Here is an 18,645-nt window from a genome sequence, read left to right as displayed (position 1 = left end):
ACGGGGGCGGCGCTCAGCCGTTGCCCTTGGGCGGTTGGGAGGGCGAGGACTTGCCCGGGTCGCAGCCGCCGCCGGTGACGAGGGTGGCGGGGTCGAGGTCCCAGCCCTGGTCGCCCCAGTGCACGGCGATCTTGGCGTTCTCGACGCGGGTCGCCCCGTTGGGGACGATCGAGGGGTCGGTGGTCGCGATGGGTCGGTCGTTCTTGTCGAAGTAGCGGACCCCGCTGATGTCGACCGTGGTGCGGCCGGCGTCGTTGGTGGTGTCGCCGCGCACGGTCAGGGGGTTCCCCGCGACGCACGACCCGATGCGCGCCGATGCCCGCACCTGGTACGGGGCGCTGCCGGCCGCCGCCTCGACGACGCCGCGGTTTGACCTCGTCCCCCACAGGTTGTGCTGGAAGAAGACGCCGATGCCGGGGTCGCGTCCGAACACGTCGGTGCCGGGCCCCCACCCGTCGTAGACGACGCGGTTGTTGCGCGGGGGCTTGTCGCCCTCCTGGATGTCGCTGATCGTCCAGGTCGCCTTGTCGCCGTTCACGGCGGGGCGCGCGTCGACGCGGAACGTGTAGCCCTGGGGAGCCGCGGAGTCCTGGGTCGCGTCGATGCTCTTCTCCGTGGCATCCGACCCGAAGACCGTGCCGTCGTAGACGGAATCGACGCACATGCGCACGGTGTAGGTCTCGCCGTCGTCCTGGTTCGGGAACTCCGCGCGTGCCTGCGTTCCGCTCGTCTTGCACGATCCGTTGAGGGCGAAGCCGTAGCGCAGCTCGGAATCGTCGCCGTTCTTCGACGCCGACCCCTCGGCGACGATCGTGACCTTGCCGTTTCCGGTGGGCTTCGACGTCAGCGTCAGCGCGAGCTGCTGCGGCTTTCCGACGCCGTGGGCGGTGAAGGTGAGGGTCTGCCCGGTCTGCGACCCGCCGAGCCCGGGAGGCACGGTGAAGCGCGAGATCGGCGTCACCGAGATCTGCGTCGACGAGTTGCTGCCGACACCGAAGCCCTTCAGCGAGACGGTGTCCTGGTTGCGACCGATCGAGACGGTCTTGGTCTCGCCGGCCGCGCTCTTGACCTCGAGGGTGCCCGTCTCGGCCGAGTCGATGCCGCGGATCGTCAGATCGGCGACGCCGCCCTCTCCCCCGTTCGAGACGGGGACGAAGTCGCCGCCCGACGGGCGGCCGGGGGCGTCGTACGACCACGCCGTGGTGCGCACGGCGCCGCGCGATTCGCCCACGCTGTTGATCGCGGTGACGACGTACTCGCGCTGCTCGCCGTTGGGCGCCGAGATCGCCGGGCACGAGCCGTCGGGGGCGCACCGGGCGACGACGTCTCCCCCGTACCGCACCACGAAGCCGCTCAACGCGGGGTAGGCGCGACGCGCCTCGCCGGCGTCGACGCGCAGCGTGAGGGAGCCGTCGGCGTACGCCGTTTGGCGGACGCTCGCGGGGGCGCGGGGGTAGCCGAGCAGATCGAGCACGACCCGGGCGTCGCGGGTGGATGCCGTCGTGCGCCCCTGCGCGTCGCGCAGAGTGACGCTCGCGCTGCAGGTGCCGCCCGGGGCGTCGTCGCTCCACGAGGCGACGATGGCGGAGTCCGAGGCGACGGCGAAGCTCACTCCCGTGCACGCCGCCGCGGCACGCACGCCGACGACCTCGAGCGGGGTGCGCGGCAGGGGGTTCACCTCGCCGCTGGCACCGACCACGTCGATCGCACAACTCTTTCCGGACGCCTGGGAGCACTGCTCCGACGTCGTACCGCCCTGGGGAAGCGTCGAGGGGGCCGCGCCCACCCGGATGACGAGTCGGGCGGGGGCGACTGCGTTGTGGCTGGTGACCGAGATCACCGCGGCCTTCTCGGTGCCCGGAACCGCCCGGTCGTCGCCGACGACCGTCACCGTCGAGCCGTCGAGTCGGACGTCGAACGCGGAGCCCGAGTAGTCGACGGCGTAACGGATGCCGTCCCAGTCCTCGCGGCCCAGCTGCCAGGTGGTCATGTTGCGCAGATCGAACGTCTCGGTCTCTCCGGGGCCGACGGTGAGGGCTCCCGGGCGCAGCTCGGGCTGGGGGTCGCGCGCGACGACGCCGATCGGCACCGACACGATGGTCCAGTCCTCGGTGCCGGCCACGCGCACCGGCACCTGGCACGAGTCGGTCCAGGGCGAGCCGGTGCCCGCGTCGTAGCGCACGACCGAGCCCGACACCGAGCACTTCCCCTCGGCCCGCGCGCCCGACGACGCCACGTCGGTGCCGACCTCGAGCGTCGCCCGTCGGGGCACCGCCACGAGCGAGGCCATGTCGAACTCGACCGAGGCGAGCTCGTCGACGCGCTGCGCCGAACCCGGACGCAGCGACAGGCTCACGTCGTCGTCGCCGGGCACGCGCAGGAAGGCGTAGGTCGTGACGTCGGTGTCGCCGGCGCGTCCGGTGACGGCGAAGGGGATGACCCGCCGGGTCGCCGGGAGCTCGCCCGAGATGCGGCGACCGTCGAGCTGCACGCCCTGCGGCGTGCCCCACAGCGACACGTCGAGGTCGCCGACCTCGCCGCCGGCCCAGGTCGCGCGACCGGCGAGCACGTCGACGCCGCCGGTGAAGTCGTCGCGGTTCTCCACCGTCAGCACGGTGTCGGTCACCACCGGGTAGTCGGGCACGCTCTCGCGGACCACCTTCACGACGATCAGGCCTCGACCGGTGTTGCCGGAGTCGCTGGCGACGTCGTAGAGGAACGACATCGTGCCGGGCTGCTCGCCCGCACGGAGCACGACGCCGGTGTCGGTCACGGTGTCGATGAAGCCCGCGGTGCGCGCGTATTCGGGGTTGGCGCTGTCGTCGACGAGGGTCTCGGGCAGGTCGGGGCGCACGCCCGTGAGCGTCAGTCGCCCCTGCGTCGGGTCGATGTCGTTGGCCAGGGGGCTCACCCGGATCGTGCGGTCGGCCCCGGCCTGCACCTGCACGTAGTCGGTGAAGGTGACCGGGCTGGGGTTCGCCTCGGCGTTCAGGATGCCGATGCGCACGGTGCCTTCGCCGGTCGCGCCCGCCGAGTCGGACACCCGGTAGCGGAACGACACCTGCCCGCGATCGCCGGGGATCGAGGAGTAGACGATCGACGATCCGTCGGGCGCGACGGTGGCGGTGCCACGGTCGGGCTGGGCGACGATGCGGTCGAGGGTGACGCCGTCGCCGTCGGGGTCGACGCCGAACGCCGAGAAGTCGATCGTGGTGGTGCCCCCGCTGAGCACGCGCCCCTCGAGGGTGTCGGGGAGTGGGGCGCGGTTGGCCTCGTCGCCGAGCACGGTGATGCGCACCGTCGCCTCGTCCCACAGCGCCGGGGTGCCGGTCGTGTAAACGCGGTAGGTCACCTCGTACGAGCCGGGTGCGGTCGGCGCGAGGTAGCGCAACACGCCGCCCGAGGCGAAGGCGAGCGCGTCGCTGGCGGGCTGGGCCTGGATGCTCGCGGGGTCGAGCGTCGGTCGACCGCCGGCGGGCGAGATGTCGTTGTCGAGCACGGGGATGTCGATCTGCGCCCCCGCGCGCACGGTCACGGTGTCGTCGACGGCGATGGGGGCAATCTCGGGGGCCGGAGGGAGCAGGTACACCGTCGCCTCGCCGACCACGCTCGAACCCTCGTCGTCGGTGCCGTCGCTGACGGTGTAGCCGACGGTGCCCAGGAGACCCGCGCTTCCGTCGGCGGTGCTGCCCGAGACGCGCAGGTCGTTCTGGGCGACCGTGTCGACGGTGAGCGACGCCCCGTCGGAGGCCGCAGGGGTCACGTCGCTGAGCAGCAGCACGCGACCGGTGGGATTGGACACCGCGCTGAAGACGTCGAGGGTCGCATCTTCTTGCGGGCGCACGAAGGCCACGACCGGAGAGGTCGACAACTGCGCCGGCGCATCAGCGGGCAGAAGCGTGATGCGCGCGGTGCCGGTCGCATCGCGCCCCCCGCCGTTGACGGTGAAGTCGACGCGGTAGACCCCGGGGGCGGATGCCGTGAAGTCGAAGGTCGTGCTCCCCCCGACGACCGTCGCGGTGGCGGCGGCGTCGTCGAGCACGCGAACGGAGGTGAGCGAGACGTCGCCGGCGGTCCCCGTGACGTGCGGGCCGACGTCGACCGCGAGCGAGGTGCCCACGGTGTCGATCCGCGCGAACGACTGCACGGCCAGCGCCGGGTCGGGCAGGACGCGGATCACGAGGGGCTTCGTCGTCACGGCGCCGTCGGTGTCGGCGACGGTCACGTCGAGCTGCACGTTCTGCTCCGCGCCCGAGCCGTCGTCGGCGTGCTGGTAGACCACGTCGCCGCCGGGGGTCGAGGCCACGGTGCCGACGTCACCCGGGTTGTCGACGGACAGCAGCAGCAGGGGGTCGCCGTCGGGGTCGACCCACCCGGGGAGCACGGGCACCGTGATGGTTCCGCCGCGCTGCACCTCGGGCGTGGGCCACTGCTGCAGGCACCCCTCGACGCCGCACCAGGCGGGCGCCGCGTTCGTCTCGGGGGGCGAGACGGTGAGGGTGACGGTGGTGGGCGCCGACGTGAGCCCGTCGACGGCGGTGCCGTCGGTAACGGTGTAGCTGAAGGTCGCGCTGCCGGTGGCGCCGGCGGCCACGCGGACTGCGAGGCGTTGGCCGGAGTCGGTGACGGTGAGCGTGCCGAAGCCGGGGTCGAGGCCGGTGACGCTCTCGGCGACGATGCTCAGGACGTCTTCGTTCGGATCATGGTCGTTCAGGAGCACGGGGAGAGTGGTGAGGCGTCCGGCGCGCACACCGAAGACGTCGGGCTCGGCGATCGGCGGCTTGGGATCGAGCACCACGCTCAGCTGTTCGTCGCTCTGCACGGCGGTCTGCTCGGTGCGGTCGTCGAGCGACCAGTTCTGGCTCGAGGCGACGAGCGCACCGTCGGGCACCGTCCACACCCAGCCCGTGCGGGTCTCGTTGAGGATGACCGCGTGATCGGTGGCGACGAACACCGGGCGACGCTGATCGGGCATGGTCTGGCCGGCGTAGTCGAGTTCGGTCTCGCCCTGATCCGAGCGCCACAGCGTGCCGCGCGCATCGCCGGGCAGGAGCCAGGCGGCGTACGCGACACCCTCGTGCGACAGCGGCCGCGCAGGCTGACCCAGCACGTTGCCGCCGCCGCCGACCTCGCGCCGCGGCTCCGAGCCGTCGGCGGGGATGCTCCACAGCGACTGGTCATCGGCGACGTAGACGGCCCGGGCATCGGCATCCGCATCGGAAACGACGAGCTGCTCGCCGGCGTCGATGTCGACGGGATCCGCGCCGCGTCTCCAGGTGCGGCCGGAGTCCGCGTCCACGAGCACCCAGGTGTCGCCCGCCGCCGAGAGCAGCGGCGTCGTCACCTGCGCGTCGAGCGCATCGCGGCCGCGGAGTTCGTCGGCCTCGATGTCGTAGCGGATGACGGAGCCGTCGGCGGACGAATAGGCGAACAGCATGCCCCGCGCATCGAGCGCCACGGCATCGGCCGTGTACGCCGGCGCGTCGTCGTCCGACGACGTGCCGAACGGGTCGAGCTCGGTGGCCGCCTGCCCAGCACGGCTGAGTCGGCTGGCGAACAGCGTCCCCGCATCGGTGCGGTAGACGACGTAGTCGCCCGCGGTGACGACCGAGGTCGTTCCCGGAGGGGTGTCGGGGGCGGCCTCGAGCTGGTCGTCCTGTAGGTCGACGGGCTGGGCCTCGTCGATGCGGGTGAGTTTGCTGAAGCTGTCGGTGAAGAGGAACGCGCCCTCGGGCGACTGCGCGACCTGACTCGGGTTGCCGGCGCTGCGCACGGTGTCGAGCTCGCCCACGGCGGTGTTCACCCGCGCGTAGCGCTGCCCGTCTCCGGTCTGCAGGGCCCACACCGAGGTGTCGACCTCGGGCGTCTGCTGCGCGTCGAGCCCGGGCCAGACGATGCTCGCCGTCACCACGAGCGCGGCGGCCGCGATGGTGGCCCCGAGGCCGGCGATCGTGCGGCGCTTCATCGCAGCACTCCCGTGGCGTACAGCGCGGCGACGACGACCGCTCCGGCGGTGACGAGGGTGGCGGATGCCAGGATCCACGGCAGCGCGCGCGATGCGCCCGCGCTTCCCGAGGCGATGTCGGTGTCTTCGTCGCGGGCATAGCCGGTGATGCCGGACGAGCTGCGCAGCTTGCGCGAGCCCTCTCGCTCGATGCGCGAGCGGGCGGGGCCGCGCAGGGTGCCGTCGGCGAAATCGACGGCGCGCGCCGTGGCCGTCCATTCCGCGGCGGGCACCTCGAGCGGGGTCGCCGGCAGCCCCAGCTCGGTCTGCACGGCCTGGAGCGCCTCACCGAAGGCGCGGGCGCTCGCGTGGCGATCGGCTGGGTCGCGCGACATCGATCGGGCCAGCACCGCCTGCAGCGAAGCCGGGACGTCGCCGCGGCCGATGTCGGTGTACGAGGCGCGGGCGATGCGACGGCGCAACTGCTCGCGGGAGTTCTGACCCTTCTCGCGCCGCTCGAACGGGCTCCGGCCCGCGAGCAGCGAGTACACCGTCGCGCCGAGGCTCCACACCTCGCTGGCGACGGTGCCGGCGGTCTGCTCGGCGACGACCTCGGGGGCGCTCCACGGAACCGACATCGCGAGCATCTCGTCGGCCCCCTGGCGCACGAGCGACGACGAGATGCCGAAGTCGGCGAGAACCGGCGCCCCGAAGGTCGTGACGAGGATGTTGCTGGGCTTCACATCGCGGTGGATGAGGCCCGCGTGGTGCGCGGACTCGAGCGCGCCCGCCATGCGCACCCCGATCGACAGCACCTCGGCCACCGGCATGCGCTCGACGCGATAGCGCTGCGAGAGCGAGCCGGGGCAGAACTCCATGACGATGTAGGGCCGACCGTCGGCGGAGATCCCCGCCTGATAGACGGTGACGATCGACGGGTGCGCCGACAGGTGGGCGAGCACGTCGGCCTCGGCGTTGAACATGCGCAGAAGATCGGGGTCGCGCACGTCGCTCGGCAGCACCTTCACCGCGACGTCGCGACGCGGCATGTCCTGGCCGTACAGGAACACATCGGCGAACCCGCCGGAGCCGAGGGGACGGATGTAGGCCAGCCCGGGCAGGATGGGCGGCGACGACGGAAGGCGCTGCGGCATCGAGCCCCCTCCCCCGCACGACACGCCCGCACCGACGCGGCGGACAACCCGTCGATGCTAACAAAGCAGCCGATGAGACCCGCGCGCTCATCCACAGGGGTCAGGTGGCCGACGGCCCCGGTTCGCGCGGATCGAACGGAGCGTCGAGAGAGCGCGTCAGTTCGTCGAGGAGGGCAGCGATCTGCGGCTCGACGTACTCGGCGACCGCGGCCTGGATGCGGAGTCGGTGGTGCAGCAGAACCGTGCACACCTCTCGACCGATCATGTTGGCGTAGTCGTCGGCGAGACCCACCTCCTGCCGGAGCGCGGCCTTGGCGGCATCCGACAGGGGAGGAAGGGCGGGGAGCGCCGCGTCCTCCTCGGCGGCGAGACCCGACAGGGTGAACAGGAACGGCGAACCGGGCTCGGGGTCGGGGTCGAGCGGCATGCCCTCGAACTCCGGCTCGAGGTCTTCGGCGGGGCGATAGGTGCGGCGGCGATTGCGCTCGGCCTGCTGGTCGAGCTCGGCCTGCAGCATCGGCAGGTTGCGCGAGGTGTACTCGGCGACGGCGTGGTCGACGATGCTCTTCACCCGGGTCGACAGACCGTGCTGCACGCCGTGGGGCACGTCGGCTCCGAGCCCTGCCGCCGACAGGACCGGCGAGCCGAAGCACCGCCGGCACGGGGCGATGCGGCCGCGGTGGTTGGCGGGCTCCCAGCGCGGCAGCCAGCGCAGCCAGGCGTCGACCGCCTGGCTCACCTGCGACTCGAGGGAGCGCTCCACGGCCCTAAGGCTAGTGCGACACGCCCGGAAGCACGCGGATGCCGTGCTGCGCGCCGCGTCGGAGCCACCTTCGCACGCGGAGATCAGGGCGCGTCGTCGTCGTCGTCCTCCCAGCGCCAGCGCGGGCCGCTACTGCGGGCGCGCACGAGGAAGACACCGAAGAACGCTGCCAGGAGCGCCGCGAGGGCGACGACGGGGCCGGCGAATCCGATGGCCACACTCCCCGCCGCCGAGAGCCCGCGCGCCGGATCGGCTCCGCTGACGAGCGCTCCGACGACGATGCCGAGGATCTCGCCCACATAGGCGCCGATGGCACACGGCACCGCCGTCCGGTACGACGGCGGGTCGGCCCGCACACCCCACAGCAGCACGCCCGCGAAGGCGGCGAAGGCGAACACCTGCCCGATGACACCCGGGACGACCCCCAGGCCGCGCACCGGGATGACGTCGGCGTCGAGCACGAGACTCGCCACCCCGAGCCCGCCGATCGACAGCGCGACGCAGACGACGGTCGCGAAGACGACGGCGACCGGCGGGGTGACCCCCGCCGGTCGCGGCTCGTTCGTCATGGCATCCGGTCTCAGCGCTGAGAGAGCTGAGGGCCGGCCTCGAGGGTGCGCTCGTACTCGCGCTGCGCCTCGGCGTTGATCTCGGTGACGCGGCGACCGCGGGCCGACACCCACGCGCCGAACCAGATGGTGAGCTCACGGCCGAGGACGAAGGCCACGATTCCGAGCGGCGCGAGGAGGTTGTCCTGCAGCAGCTCGAACGACTGACGCGCGGTGATCATCCAGAACGGAGCGCCCAGGAGCACGCCCAGCAGGTGACCGGCCCAGGCGACGACGCCCACGAGCAGGCCCCAGACCACCCAGTGGCCCCACCGTCCGCGGTTGATCAGCGCGCCGAGGAACCAGAAGCCGAGGTAGAAGGCCACCGTCGGAACCCAGAGGCCCGCCGTGGCGAGGGTTGCGAGCGCCTCGCGACCGAGGTCGGCCGCGACGAAGTCTCCGGAGAGCAGGCCCAGACCGAGCGTGGCCGCGAGGTACAGCACGGCGAAGACGAGGGCGGCGAGCAGACCGATGGCGCCGGCCGCGCCGCGGTTGCCGCGCGGACGGGGCGCCTCGGGCGCCTGCACGAAGATGGGCTGCGCACCGCCGCCGACGCGGGCGGGCTCGTCGTAGACGGGCGCGGTGGATGCGGTGGCGGCACCGGTCCCGGCGGCCGCACCGGCCGCGGCTCCGGCGACCGCGGGAGCGGCGGTGGTCGCTGCCGTCCGGTCGACGTGGTCGGTCTGCGCCACGGGGGCGTCGTACGCGGTGGTGCGCGGCGCCGCGTTCTCGGACTCGGCGGAGGCGGCGTAGGCGGCCCAGCGAGCGTCTTCGTCGTCGAGATCCGTCTGCGAGGTGGACTGCGGCGGCACCGGCGAGGCGTCGTGCACGACGGGAGCCGTGTGCTCGCTGCGCGCGGCGAGCGGAGCCGCGGTCTCGCGCTCGTGGTCTTCGCGCTCGTCCCAGGCGGCCTGCGCCTCCTGCGGGTCGACCGCATCGCGGCGCGCCGCCTCGGCGTCGGCGAGTCCCTCGTGGGCTCGGCCGACGACGTCGTGCCCTTCGTCCTTGGGTTCAGCGACGGGGTCGCCGTACGACTGATGGTCGCTCATGGGGTCTCCTCACGCGATGCTTGCCGCGCAAGGCTATCCCGGGACCTGCGGGCCACCGCGCAGGCGTGCCGGGCATTGTCGTCTCGACCGTGTCGGCGGGGGCGCTTAGGGTGTCAGCATGCCTCGTCGACCGCTCCGCCCGGCCCTGACCGCCGTCGCGCTCGGCGCGGCGATGCTCGCTCTCACCGCGTGCGCGCCCGCCGCCGACGAGTCCGCACCAGCGCCGTCGGCGACCGTCTCCTCGTCGCCGACCCCCATCCCGACGATCACCCAGACGGCGACGGCCGTGCGCATCCCCGCGGACTGCCGATCCATGCTCACGGCGGACGTGCTGGCGCAGCTGGGCGACACTCCCCTGAACGATCCCGCGATGGGCCCCTCGGGTGCACAGCCCGACGGCTCGCTGACCTGCATCTGGCGCGACCCCGCCGCCGACACCACCGGACTCGTCACCCACATCACGCGCATGGACCGCGGACCGGCCCTCGACATGCTCAACGACCTCGTCTCGACGCAGGGGTTCAGCTGCTACACCCCCGACGCGGGCACGCGCTGCGAGAAGACGTGGATCAACGACACCTACCCCGTCAACGACGGGCGCACGCTCTACTGGCGCGACGACGTGCTGATCGACACGCAGTACTCGAACCTGGCGCCCACGGGGTACACGGCCAGCATCATCTCGTCGATCTTCGGGTCGTAATCCCGCCGCGGGTCCGCGGGACTCCTCACTCGCCGAAGAAGGCGTGCGACGCCACGATCGCGGCGTAGTCCGGGGGCTGCCAGTCGACCAGGGTCGACGACACCCATCGGTCGGCGCGCAGGTCGTGGATCTCGACCACCCCGCCCGCCTCGCGTTCGCAGTGGACGGTGTCGGCTTCCGTCGTGCACGCGAAGCCCTGACCGGCCAGCGTCGCCTGCACGGCCGCGGACCCCTGCGCGGACACCGTGGAGACCGTTGTCTCGAGGGAGCGATCCCCCTCTCCGCGCCAGTGACACGTGACGACCACCGTGGCTCCGGCGGCCGCGACGGCCTCCGGCGTCGAGGCGGCGGCCGTGTGCCGCTGCGAGAGCAGGGCACCCGGCGACCACACGAGCGACGACCAGAGCGGCTGGGAGTAGAGGTGCCGGCAATCCGAGGCCGGGGTCGGGGGCGTCTCCGCCGTGTCGGACGAGACCGTCGATGCGGCGCGCAGGGTCTCACCGACGAAATCGACCGCGACCGGCACGCCGGGCATCGCGAGCACGACGAGGCCGCCGACGGCGGCTGCGCACAACAACCCCGCCGGCCAGGCCAGCCACAGGCTGCGTCCACCGATCCGGGCCATGCGTTCCTCCGCATCCACGGTAGGCGCACCACCCCGCGGGAGCGGGTCCCCGACACGCCGCGACCCCGCCCCGACACGCCGTCGACACCGCCCTGACACGACGAAGGCCCCCGGCGCGAGCCGGGGGCCTTCGGGGTGATCAGGATGCCGCGTCGAGGACGCGGCATCCCTGAATCAGTTGTCTTTGCGACTTCGTCGCTCGGCAACTTCAATCGGCTCGGTCGAGCGAGCGAGCTCGCTCTCCTCTCGCCTCAATCAGTTGTACGTGCCGGGCGTGAAGTCGTCCGTCGAGAAGCTGTCGAAGTCGACGTAGCTCAGGTCGGCGTCGCTGTACGCGCCGTCCGAGGCGAAGATGCGGTTGGGGTACCGCTCGCTCTTGGCCTCTTCCGTCGCCTCGACCGTGACGTTGCGGTACTTCGCAAGTCCGGTTCCGGCGGGGATGAGCTTTCCGATGATGACGTTCTCCTTGAGGCCGACCAGCGGGTCGCTCTTGCCCTCCATGGCCGCCTGCGTCAGGACGCGGGTGGTCTCCTGGAACGACGCGGCCGACAGCCACGACTCGGTCGCGAGCGACGCCTTGGTGATACCCATCAGCTCGGGACGACCCGACGCGGGGCGCTTGCCCTCGCCGACCGTCTCGCGGTTGATGGTCTGGTAGCGCTTGAAGTCCACCAGCTCACCGGGCAGCAGGTCGGTGTCGCCGTGGTCGACGACGGTGACCTTGCGGAGCATCTGTCGGACGATGACCTCGATGTGCTTGTCGTGGATCGGCACACCCTGCGAGCGGTACACGCCCTGGACGCCGTTGACGAGGTACTTCTGCACCTCGCGGGCACCCTGCACGCGCATGACCTCCTTGGGGTCGAGCGTTCCGACCAGGATCGGCTCGCCGACCGAGACGTGCTGGCCGTCCTCGACCAGGAGCGTCGCGCGCTTCAGGACGGGGTAGACCACGGGCTCGTCGCCGTTGTCGGGCGTGAGGATGACCTTCTTGGCCTTGTCGGTCTCGTCGATCGTGATGCGGCCGTCGGCCTCGGCGATCGGCGACGCACCCTTGGGGGTACGGGCCTCGAACAGCTCCTGCACACGGGGAAGACCCTGCGTGATGTCATCCGCCGACGCCGAACCACCGGTGTGGAAGGTACGCATCGTCAGCTGGGTACCGGGCTCACCGATCGACTGGGCCGCGATGATGCCGACGGCCTCGCCGATGTCGACGATCTTGCCGGTGGCCAGCGAACGGCCGTAGCACTTCGCGCAGACACCCACGGCCGAGTCGCAGGTCAGCACGGAGCGGACCTTGATCGACTCCACGCCACCCTCGACCAGCTTGTTGATGAGCACGTCACCCACGTCGTCGCCGGCCTCGGCCAGCACGGTGCCCTGCGCGTCGACGACCGCCGTGGCGAGCGTGCGAGCGAACACCGAGTTCTCGACGTTGGCGTCCTTGACCAGCGAACCGGTCGAGTCGGCGGCGGCGATCGGGAGCTCGAGGCCCTTCGACGTGCCGCAGTCCTCTTCGCGGATGATGACGTCCTGCGAGACGTCGACGAGACGACGCGTCAGGTACCCCGAGTCGGCCGTACGGAGGGCCGTGTCGGCCAGACCCTTACGGGCACCGTGCGTCGCGATGAAGTACTCGGCGACCGACAGACCCTCGCGGTACGAGGAGATGATCGGACGCGGGATGATCTCACCCTTGGGGTTGTTCACCAGGCCTCGCATACCCGCGATGTTGCGGATCTGCAGCCAGTTACCACGGGCGCCCGACGAGACCATGCGGTTGATGGTGTTGTCGGCGGGGAAGTTGTCCCGCATCGCCTTCTGGACCTCGTCGGTGGCCTCGGTCCAGATCTTGATGAGCTCCTGACGACGCTCGGCGTCGGTGGTGAGACCCTTCTCGTACTGGCCCTGGACCTTCGCGGCCTGCTTCTCGTAGCCCGCGACGATCTCCGCCTTGTTCGGCGGGGTGAGGATGTCGCTCAGCGCCACCGTGACACCCGAACGGGTGGCCCAGTAGAAGCCGGCGTCCTTGATGCGGTCGAGCGAAGCAGCGACCTCCACCTTCGGGTACTCCTCGGCGAGCTTGTTGACGATCTGCGACAGCTTGCCCTTGTCGGCCTGCTCGCGGACGAACGGGTAGCCCTTGGGGAGCGTGTCGTTGAAGATCGCCTGTCCGAGCGACGCGTCGACCAGACCGTGCTTCTCGTAGCCCTCGGGCGCCTGGCCCTCGAGGAACGTGAGGCCGGGGATGCGGATGCGCGCCTTGGCCTGCAGGTCGAGGGTGCCCTCGTCCTTGGCCAGGATCGCCTCGCCCACCGAACCGAACGCACGGCCTTCGCCCTTCGCACCCTCCTTGAGGGTGGTCAGGTGGTGCAGACCGATGATCATGTCCTGCGAGGGCAGGGTCACCGGACGACCGTCCGACGGCTTGAGGATGTTGTTCGAGGCGAGCATCAGCACGCGCGCCTCGGCCTGGGCCTCGACCGACAGGGGAAGGTGGACGGCCATCTGGTCACCGTCGAAGTCGGCGTTGAACGCCGCGCACACGAGCGGGTGCAGCTGGATCGCCTTGCCCTCGACGAGCTGGGGCTCGAACGCCTGGATGCCGAGACGGTGCAGGGTGGGTGCACGGTTCAGCAGCACGGGGCGCTCGCGGATGATCTCCTCGAGCACGTCCCAGACCTCGGGACGGTAGCGCTCGACGGCGCGCTTGGCGGCCTTGATGTTCTGCGAGTGACCGAGGTCGATCAGGCGCTTGATCACGAAGGGCTTGAACAGCTCGAGAGCCATCTGCTTGGGCAGACCGCACTGGTGGAGCTTGAGCTGGGGTCCGACGATGATGACGGAACGGCCCGAGTAGTCCACGCGCTTTCCGAGCAGGTTCTGGCGGAAGCGACCCTGCTTTCCCTTGAGCATGTCGCTCAGGGACTTCAAGGCGCGGTTGCCGGTACCGGTGACGGGGCGACCACGGCGACCGTTGTCGAACAGTGCGTCGACGGCCTCCTGCAGCATGCGCTTCTCGTTGTTGACGATGATCTCGGGGGCACCGAGGTCGATCAGGCGACGAAGGCGGTTGTTGCGGTTGATCACGCGACGGTAGAGGTCGTTCAGGTCGGAGGTGGCGAAACGGCCACCGTCGAGCTGGACCATCGGACGAAGCTCCGGCGGGATGACCGGGACGACGTCGAGCACCATCGAGGCCGGGCTCATGCCGGTCTGCAGGAACGAGTTGACGACCTTCAGGCGCTTGATCGCGCGGATCTTGCGCTGACCCTTGCCCTCGGAGATCTGCAGGTGCAGGTTGTCGGCCTCGGCCTGCAGGTCGAAGGCCTCGAGACGGCGCTTGATGGACTCCGCGCCCATGTGGGCCTCGAAGTACTGACCGAAGCGGTCCTGGAGCTCGTGGAAGACGTCGTCTTCGGGCTTCAGGGCGCCCACCTCGAGCGTGCGGAAGTCCTCCCACACGCGCTCGAGCTTGGCGATCTGCTCGTCGGCGTTCTTGCGGGCCGCCGTCATGTCCTTCTCGGCGGCGTCCTTGACCTTCTTCTTCTGGTCGGCCTTGGCACCCTCGGCCTCGAGAGCCGCGAGCTCCTCCTCCAGCTTGGCCATGCGCGCCGCGATGCGGGCGTCACGACGGTCGCCGAGCGTCTTGAGCTCGAGACGGATGTTGTTCTCCTGCGTCGCCAGGTCGCGGTGACGAGCATCCTCGTCGACCGAGATGACCATGTAGGCGGCGAAGTAGATGACCTTCTCGAGGTCCTTCGGCGCCATGTCGAGCAGGTAGCCGAGGCGCGAGGGCACGCCCTTGAAGTACCAGATGTGCGTGACGGGCGCGGCGAGCTCGATGTGGCCCATACGCTCGCGACGGACCGAGCTCTTGGTGACCTCGACGCCGCAGCGCTCGCAGACGATGCCCTTGAAGCGGACGCGCTTGTACTTTCCGCAGGCACACTCCCAGTCGCGGGAGGGTCCGAAGATCTGCTCGCCGAAGAGGCCGTCCTTCTCGGGCTTCAGCGTGCGGTAGTTGATCGTCTCGGGCTTCTTGACCTCACCGAAGGACCAACGACGGATGTCGTCGGCGGTGGCCAGACCGATACGGATCTGATCGAAAGTGGTTGATTCGAGCACTGGTTCTCCTGTGTCGGAATTCTCTGAAATCTGAGCTGGGTCGCTGAGCTGGAAGCTCAGATCTCGTCGATCGACGAGGACTCGAAGCGGCTGGAGATGTTGATGCCGAGCTCTTCCGCAGCGCGGAAGGCGTCGTCATCCGTGTCGCGCAGGTTGACAGCCGTGCCGTCGGCCGAGAGGACCTCGACGTTCAGGCAGAGCGACTGCATCTCCTTCATGAGCACCTTGAAGGACTCGGGGATGCCGGGCTCCTGGATGTTCTCGCCCTTGACGATGGCCTCGTACACCTTGACGCGGCCGAGGATGTCGTCGGACTTGATCGTGAGGAGCTCCTGCAGCGCGTACGCGGCACCGTAGGCCTCGAGCGCCCACACTTCCATCTCACCGAAGCGCTGACCACCGAACTGCGCCTTACCACCGAGCGGCTGCTGGGTGATCATCGAGTACGGGCCCGTCGAACGCGCGTGGATCTTGTCGTCGACGAGGTGGTGCAGCTTCAGGATGTACATGTAGCCGACCGAGATGGGCGCCGGGAACGGCTCGCCGGAGCGACCGTCGAACAGCAGCGTCTTACCCGTGGAGTCGACCAGGCGGTCGCCGTCGCGGTTCGGGATCGTCGAGTCGAGCAGACCCGCGATCTCGGCCTCGAACGCACCGTCGAACACCGGGGTGGCGACCTTCGTGCCGGGAGCCGCCTCGCGGGCGACCTCGGGCAGCTGGGCGGCCCACTCGGGCGTGCCCTCGACCTTCCAACCCTGCTGGGCGATCCAGCCGAGGTGGAGCTCGAGGACCTGGCCGAAGTTCATTCGACCCGGGATGCCGAGCGGGTTGAGGATGATGTCGACCGGCGTGCCGTCGGACAGGAAGGGCATGTCCTCGATCGGGAGGATCTTGGCGATGACACCCTTGTTGCCGTGGCGGCCGGCGAGCTTGTCGCCCTCGGTGATCTTGCGCTTCTGGGCGATGTAGACCACGACGCGGCGGTTGACGCCCGAGCCGAGCTCGTCGTCACCGTCTTCGGCGTTGAACTCCTTGACGGCGATGATCGTGCCCTGCTCGCCGTGGGGCACCTTCAGCGAGGTGTCACGGACTTCGCGGCTCTTCTCGTTGAAGATCGCGCGGAGCAGGCGCTCCTCGGCGCTCAGCTCGGTCTCGCCCTTGGGCGTGACCTTGCCGACGAGGATGTCGCCGGGACGCACCTCGGCACCGATGCGGATGATGCCGCGGTCGTCGAGGTCCTTCAGCAGATCGGGGCTGACGTTGGGGAGGTCACGGGTGATCTCCTCCTTGCCGAGCTTGGTGTCGCGCGCGTCGACCTCGTACTCCTCGATGTGGATCGACGACAGCGTGTCGTCCTTCACGAGGTCCTGGCTGAGGATGATCGCGTCCTCGAAGTTGTGGCCTTCCCAGGTCATGAACGCCACGAGGAGGTTCTTGCCGAGGGCGAGCTCGCCGTTCTCGGTCGCAGGACCGTCGGCGATGACCTCGCCGGCCTCGATGCGCTCGCCGGCCGAGACGACCACGCGCTGGTTGTACGACGTGCCCTGGTTGGAACGGTCGAACTTGCGCAGGAAGTAGTCCTGCGTGCCGCCCTCGTCGAGCTGGATGGTCACGACGTCGGCCGAGACCTCCAGGACCACACCGGCCTTGTCGGCGGTGACCACGTCACCGGCGTCGATGGCTGCGAAGCCCTCCATACCGGTACCCACGACGGGCGACTCGCTGCGCACGAGCGGCACGGCCTGGCGCTGCATGTTCGCACCCATGAGGGCGCGGTTGGCGTCGTCGTGCTCGAGGAACGGGATGAGCGAGGTCGCCACCGACACCATCTGGCGCGGCGAGACGTCCATGTAGCCGATCTCGTCGTTCGGGAAGAGGTCGACCTCGCCACCCTGGCCACGACGGGCGAGGATGCGGTCCTCGACGAAGTGTCCGTCGGCCTGCAGGGCGACACCGGCCTGAGCGACGATGTGGTCGCTCTCTTCGCTGGCGGTGAGGTAGTCGATCTGGTCGGTCACCCGGCCGTCGACGACGCGACGGTACGGGGTCTCGATGAAACCGAAGGCGTTGATGCGGGCGAACGAGGCCAGCGAGCCGATCAGACCGATGTTCGGGCCTTCAGGGGTCTCGATGGGGCACATGCGGCCGTAGTGCGACGGGTGGACGTCGCGGACCTCGACGCCGGCGCGCTCACGCGACAGACCGCCGGGGCCCAGGGCCGACAGGCGGCGCTTGTGGGTCAGACCCGCGAGCGGGTTGTTCTGGTCCATGAACTGCGACAGCTGCGAGGTTCCGAAGAACTCCTTGATCGCGGCGACGACGGGGCGCACGTTGATCAGGGTCTGCGGCGTGATCGCCTCGATGTCCTGCGTGGTCATGCGCTCGCGGACGACGCGCTCCATGCGCGACAGACCGGTGCGGACCTGGTTCTGGATGAGCTCGCCGACGGCGCGGATGCGACGGTTGCCGAAGTTGTCGATGTCGTCGGTGTCGAGACGGATCTCGGCGGCCTGGCCACCGCGGACACCGTCGAACGTGACGTCACCGCGGTGCAGGCGCACGAGGTACTTGATCGTGGCGACGATGTCGTCGACGGTCAGCACCGAGTCGCTCAGCGGCTTGTCGAGACCGAGCTTCTGGTTGATCTTGTAGCGACCCACCTTGGCCAGGTCGTAGCGCTTGGAGTTGAAGTAGAAGTTGTCCAGCAGCGCACGGGCGGCCTCGGCGGCGACCTGCTCGCCCGGACGGAGCTTGCGGTAGATGTCGCGGAGGGCGTCTTCCTTCGTGAGGATCGTGTCCTTGGACAGCGTCTCTTCGATGGAGTCGAAGCCGGAGAACTCGGCGAGGATGTCTTCGCTGGTCAGGCCGAGGGCCTTGAGGAAGACGGTGACCGACTGCTTGCGCTTGCGGTCGATGCGCACGCCGACCTGGTCGCGCTTGTCGATCTCGAACTCGAGCCAGGCTCCGCGCGAGGGGATGACGCGCGCCGACACGATGTCCTTGTCGGAGGTCTTGTCGGGCGTCTTGTCGAAGTAGACACCGGGCGACCGCACGAGCTGCGACACGACGACACGCTCGGTGCCGTTGATGATGAACGTGCCCTTGTCGGTCTGGAGCGGGAAGTCGCCCATGAAGACCGTCTGGGTCTTGATCTCACCGGTCTGGTGGTTCATGAACTCGGCCTCGACGTACAGCGGGGCGGCGTAGGTCTTGCCGCGCTCCTTGCACTCTTCGATCGAGTACTTCTCGGGCTCGAGGTACGGGTTCGTGAACGAGAGCTGCATCGTCTCGCTCAGGTCTTCGATGGGAGAGATCTCCTCGAAGATCTCCTCGAGTCCGCTGATCTCGGGGACGTCGGTGCGTCCCTGTTCCTGGGCCTCGGCGACGCGCGCCTTCCAGGCTTCGTTACCGACGAGCCAGTCGAACGACTCGGTCTGCAGTGCGAGCAGATCGGGAACGGTCAGCTTGTCGGAGATCTTCGCGAACGAGAGGCGGGATGCTCCGCGTCCGCTCTTGGGGGTGGTGGTGGTGGATGCGTTGCTCGCAGCAGCCAAGGGAATAACCTCCAGAAGCCCGGGCGAGGGGCTCGTGATTCCTTGTCGTCAGGTGGAGTGCGTTCCTGCCCCGATAACCTGCTCGCCGCACACCGCGATGAAGCGGGGACGGGC

General features: G+C 70.0%; 9 protein-coding genes. 1 reads left to right on the top strand and 8 read right to left on the bottom strand.

The window, feature by feature from the left end:
- Positions 1 to 13: 13 nt before the first annotated feature.
- The 5 genes from LPW41_RS03755 to LPW41_RS03735 all read right to left on the bottom strand — a co-directional run bounded on the left by LPW41_RS03755 (position 14) and on the right by LPW41_RS03735 (position 9,518).
- A complete protein-coding gene (locus LPW41_RS03755; RefSeq protein WP_230704160.1) occupies positions 14 to 5,965 on the bottom strand; it encodes an Ig-like domain-containing protein in 5,952 nt (1,983 codons plus the stop codon).
- Positions 5,962 to 7,098 (bottom strand): serine/threonine-protein kinase, encoded by a 1,137-nt coding sequence (locus LPW41_RS03750; RefSeq protein WP_230704159.1) that lies wholly within the window; start codon positions 7,096 to 7,098, stop codon positions 5,962 to 5,964. The genes LPW41_RS03755 and LPW41_RS03750 overlap by 4 nt, the downstream gene beginning before the upstream one ends.
- 100 nt (positions 7,099 to 7,198) lie before the next feature.
- Positions 7,199 to 7,861 carry a spermidine/putrescine ABC transporter substrate-binding protein gene (locus tag LPW41_RS03745; protein ID WP_144829799.1) on the bottom strand — a complete coding sequence of 221 codons (663 nt, stop codon included), beginning with the start codon at positions 7,859 to 7,861 and terminating at the stop codon, positions 7,199 to 7,201.
- Positions 7,862 to 7,944: 83 nt separating this feature from the next.
- Positions 7,945 to 8,430 (bottom strand): hypothetical protein, encoded by a 486-nt coding sequence (locus LPW41_RS03740; protein ID WP_230704158.1) that lies wholly within the window; start codon positions 8,428 to 8,430, stop codon positions 7,945 to 7,947.
- Positions 8,431 to 8,441: 11 nt separating this feature from the next.
- Positions 8,442 to 9,518, bottom strand: coding sequence for an ABC transporter (locus tag LPW41_RS03735; protein ID WP_144829805.1), 1,077 nt, complete (start codon positions 9,516 to 9,518; stop codon positions 8,442 to 8,444).
- 118 nt (positions 9,519 to 9,636) lie between these two features.
- On the opposite strand from LPW41_RS03735, the gene LPW41_RS03730 reads away from it, so the two are divergent.
- Positions 9,637 to 10,221 (top strand): hypothetical protein, encoded by a 585-nt coding sequence (locus LPW41_RS03730; protein WP_144829808.1) that lies wholly within the window; start codon positions 9,637 to 9,639, stop codon positions 10,219 to 10,221.
- A gap of 25 nt (positions 10,222 to 10,246) precedes the next feature.
- Here the strand turns inward: LPW41_RS03730 and LPW41_RS03725 are convergent, their stop codons facing one another.
- From LPW41_RS03725 to LPW41_RS03715, 3 genes are all read right to left on the bottom strand, one after another.
- Positions 10,247 to 10,846, bottom strand: a complete 600-nt coding sequence (locus LPW41_RS03725; RefSeq protein ID WP_144829811.1) for a hypothetical protein — start codon at positions 10,844 to 10,846, stop codon at positions 10,247 to 10,249.
- A 255-nt stretch (positions 10,847 to 11,101) separates the two neighbouring features.
- The gene (gene rpoC, locus LPW41_RS03720; RefSeq protein ID WP_144829814.1) at positions 11,102 to 14,977 is read right to left on the bottom strand and encodes a DNA-directed RNA polymerase subunit beta'; all 3,876 of its coding nucleotides are present in this window, start codon (positions 14,975 to 14,977) and stop codon (positions 11,102 to 11,104) included.
- A 56-nt stretch (positions 14,978 to 15,033) separates the two neighbouring features.
- Complete coding sequence (locus LPW41_RS03715; protein WP_154096198.1) at positions 15,034 to 18,531, bottom strand: DNA-directed RNA polymerase subunit beta; 3,498 nt, start codon at positions 18,529 to 18,531, stop codon at positions 15,034 to 15,036.
- Positions 18,532 to 18,645: the final 114 nt, after the last annotated feature.

The sequence above is a fragment of the Microbacterium sp. JC 701 genome, assembly GCF_021026215.1.
Lineage (GTDB): Bacteria > Actinomycetota > Actinomycetes > Actinomycetales > Microbacteriaceae > Microbacterium > Microbacterium algihabitans.
Note: the sequence above shows the minus strand (reverse complement) of the source record. Positions and strands in the feature narration are given on the sequence as shown.

Excerpts from the sequence above, each read along its gene's own strand:
- LPW41_RS03755 (WP_230704160.1), bottom strand. The coding sequence starts at position 5,965 with ATGAAGCGCCGCACGATCGCCGGCCTCGGGGCCACCATCGCGGCCGCC.
- LPW41_RS03750 (WP_230704159.1), bottom strand. The coding sequence starts at position 7,098 with ATGCCGCAGCGCCTTCCGTCGTCGCCGCCCATCCTGCCCGGGCTGGCC.
- LPW41_RS03740 (WP_230704158.1), bottom strand. The coding sequence starts at position 8,430 with ATGACGAACGAGCCGCGACCGGCGGGGGTCACCCCGCCGGTCGCCGTC.
- LPW41_RS03735 (WP_144829805.1), bottom strand. The coding sequence starts at position 9,518 with ATGAGCGACCATCAGTCGTACGGCGACCCCGTCGCTGAACCCAAGGAC.
- LPW41_RS03730 (WP_144829808.1), top strand. The coding sequence starts at position 9,637 with ATGCCTCGTCGACCGCTCCGCCCGGCCCTGACCGCCGTCGCGCTCGGC.
- LPW41_RS03725 (WP_144829811.1), bottom strand. The coding sequence starts at position 10,846 with ATGGCCCGGATCGGTGGACGCAGCCTGTGGCTGGCCTGGCCGGCGGGG.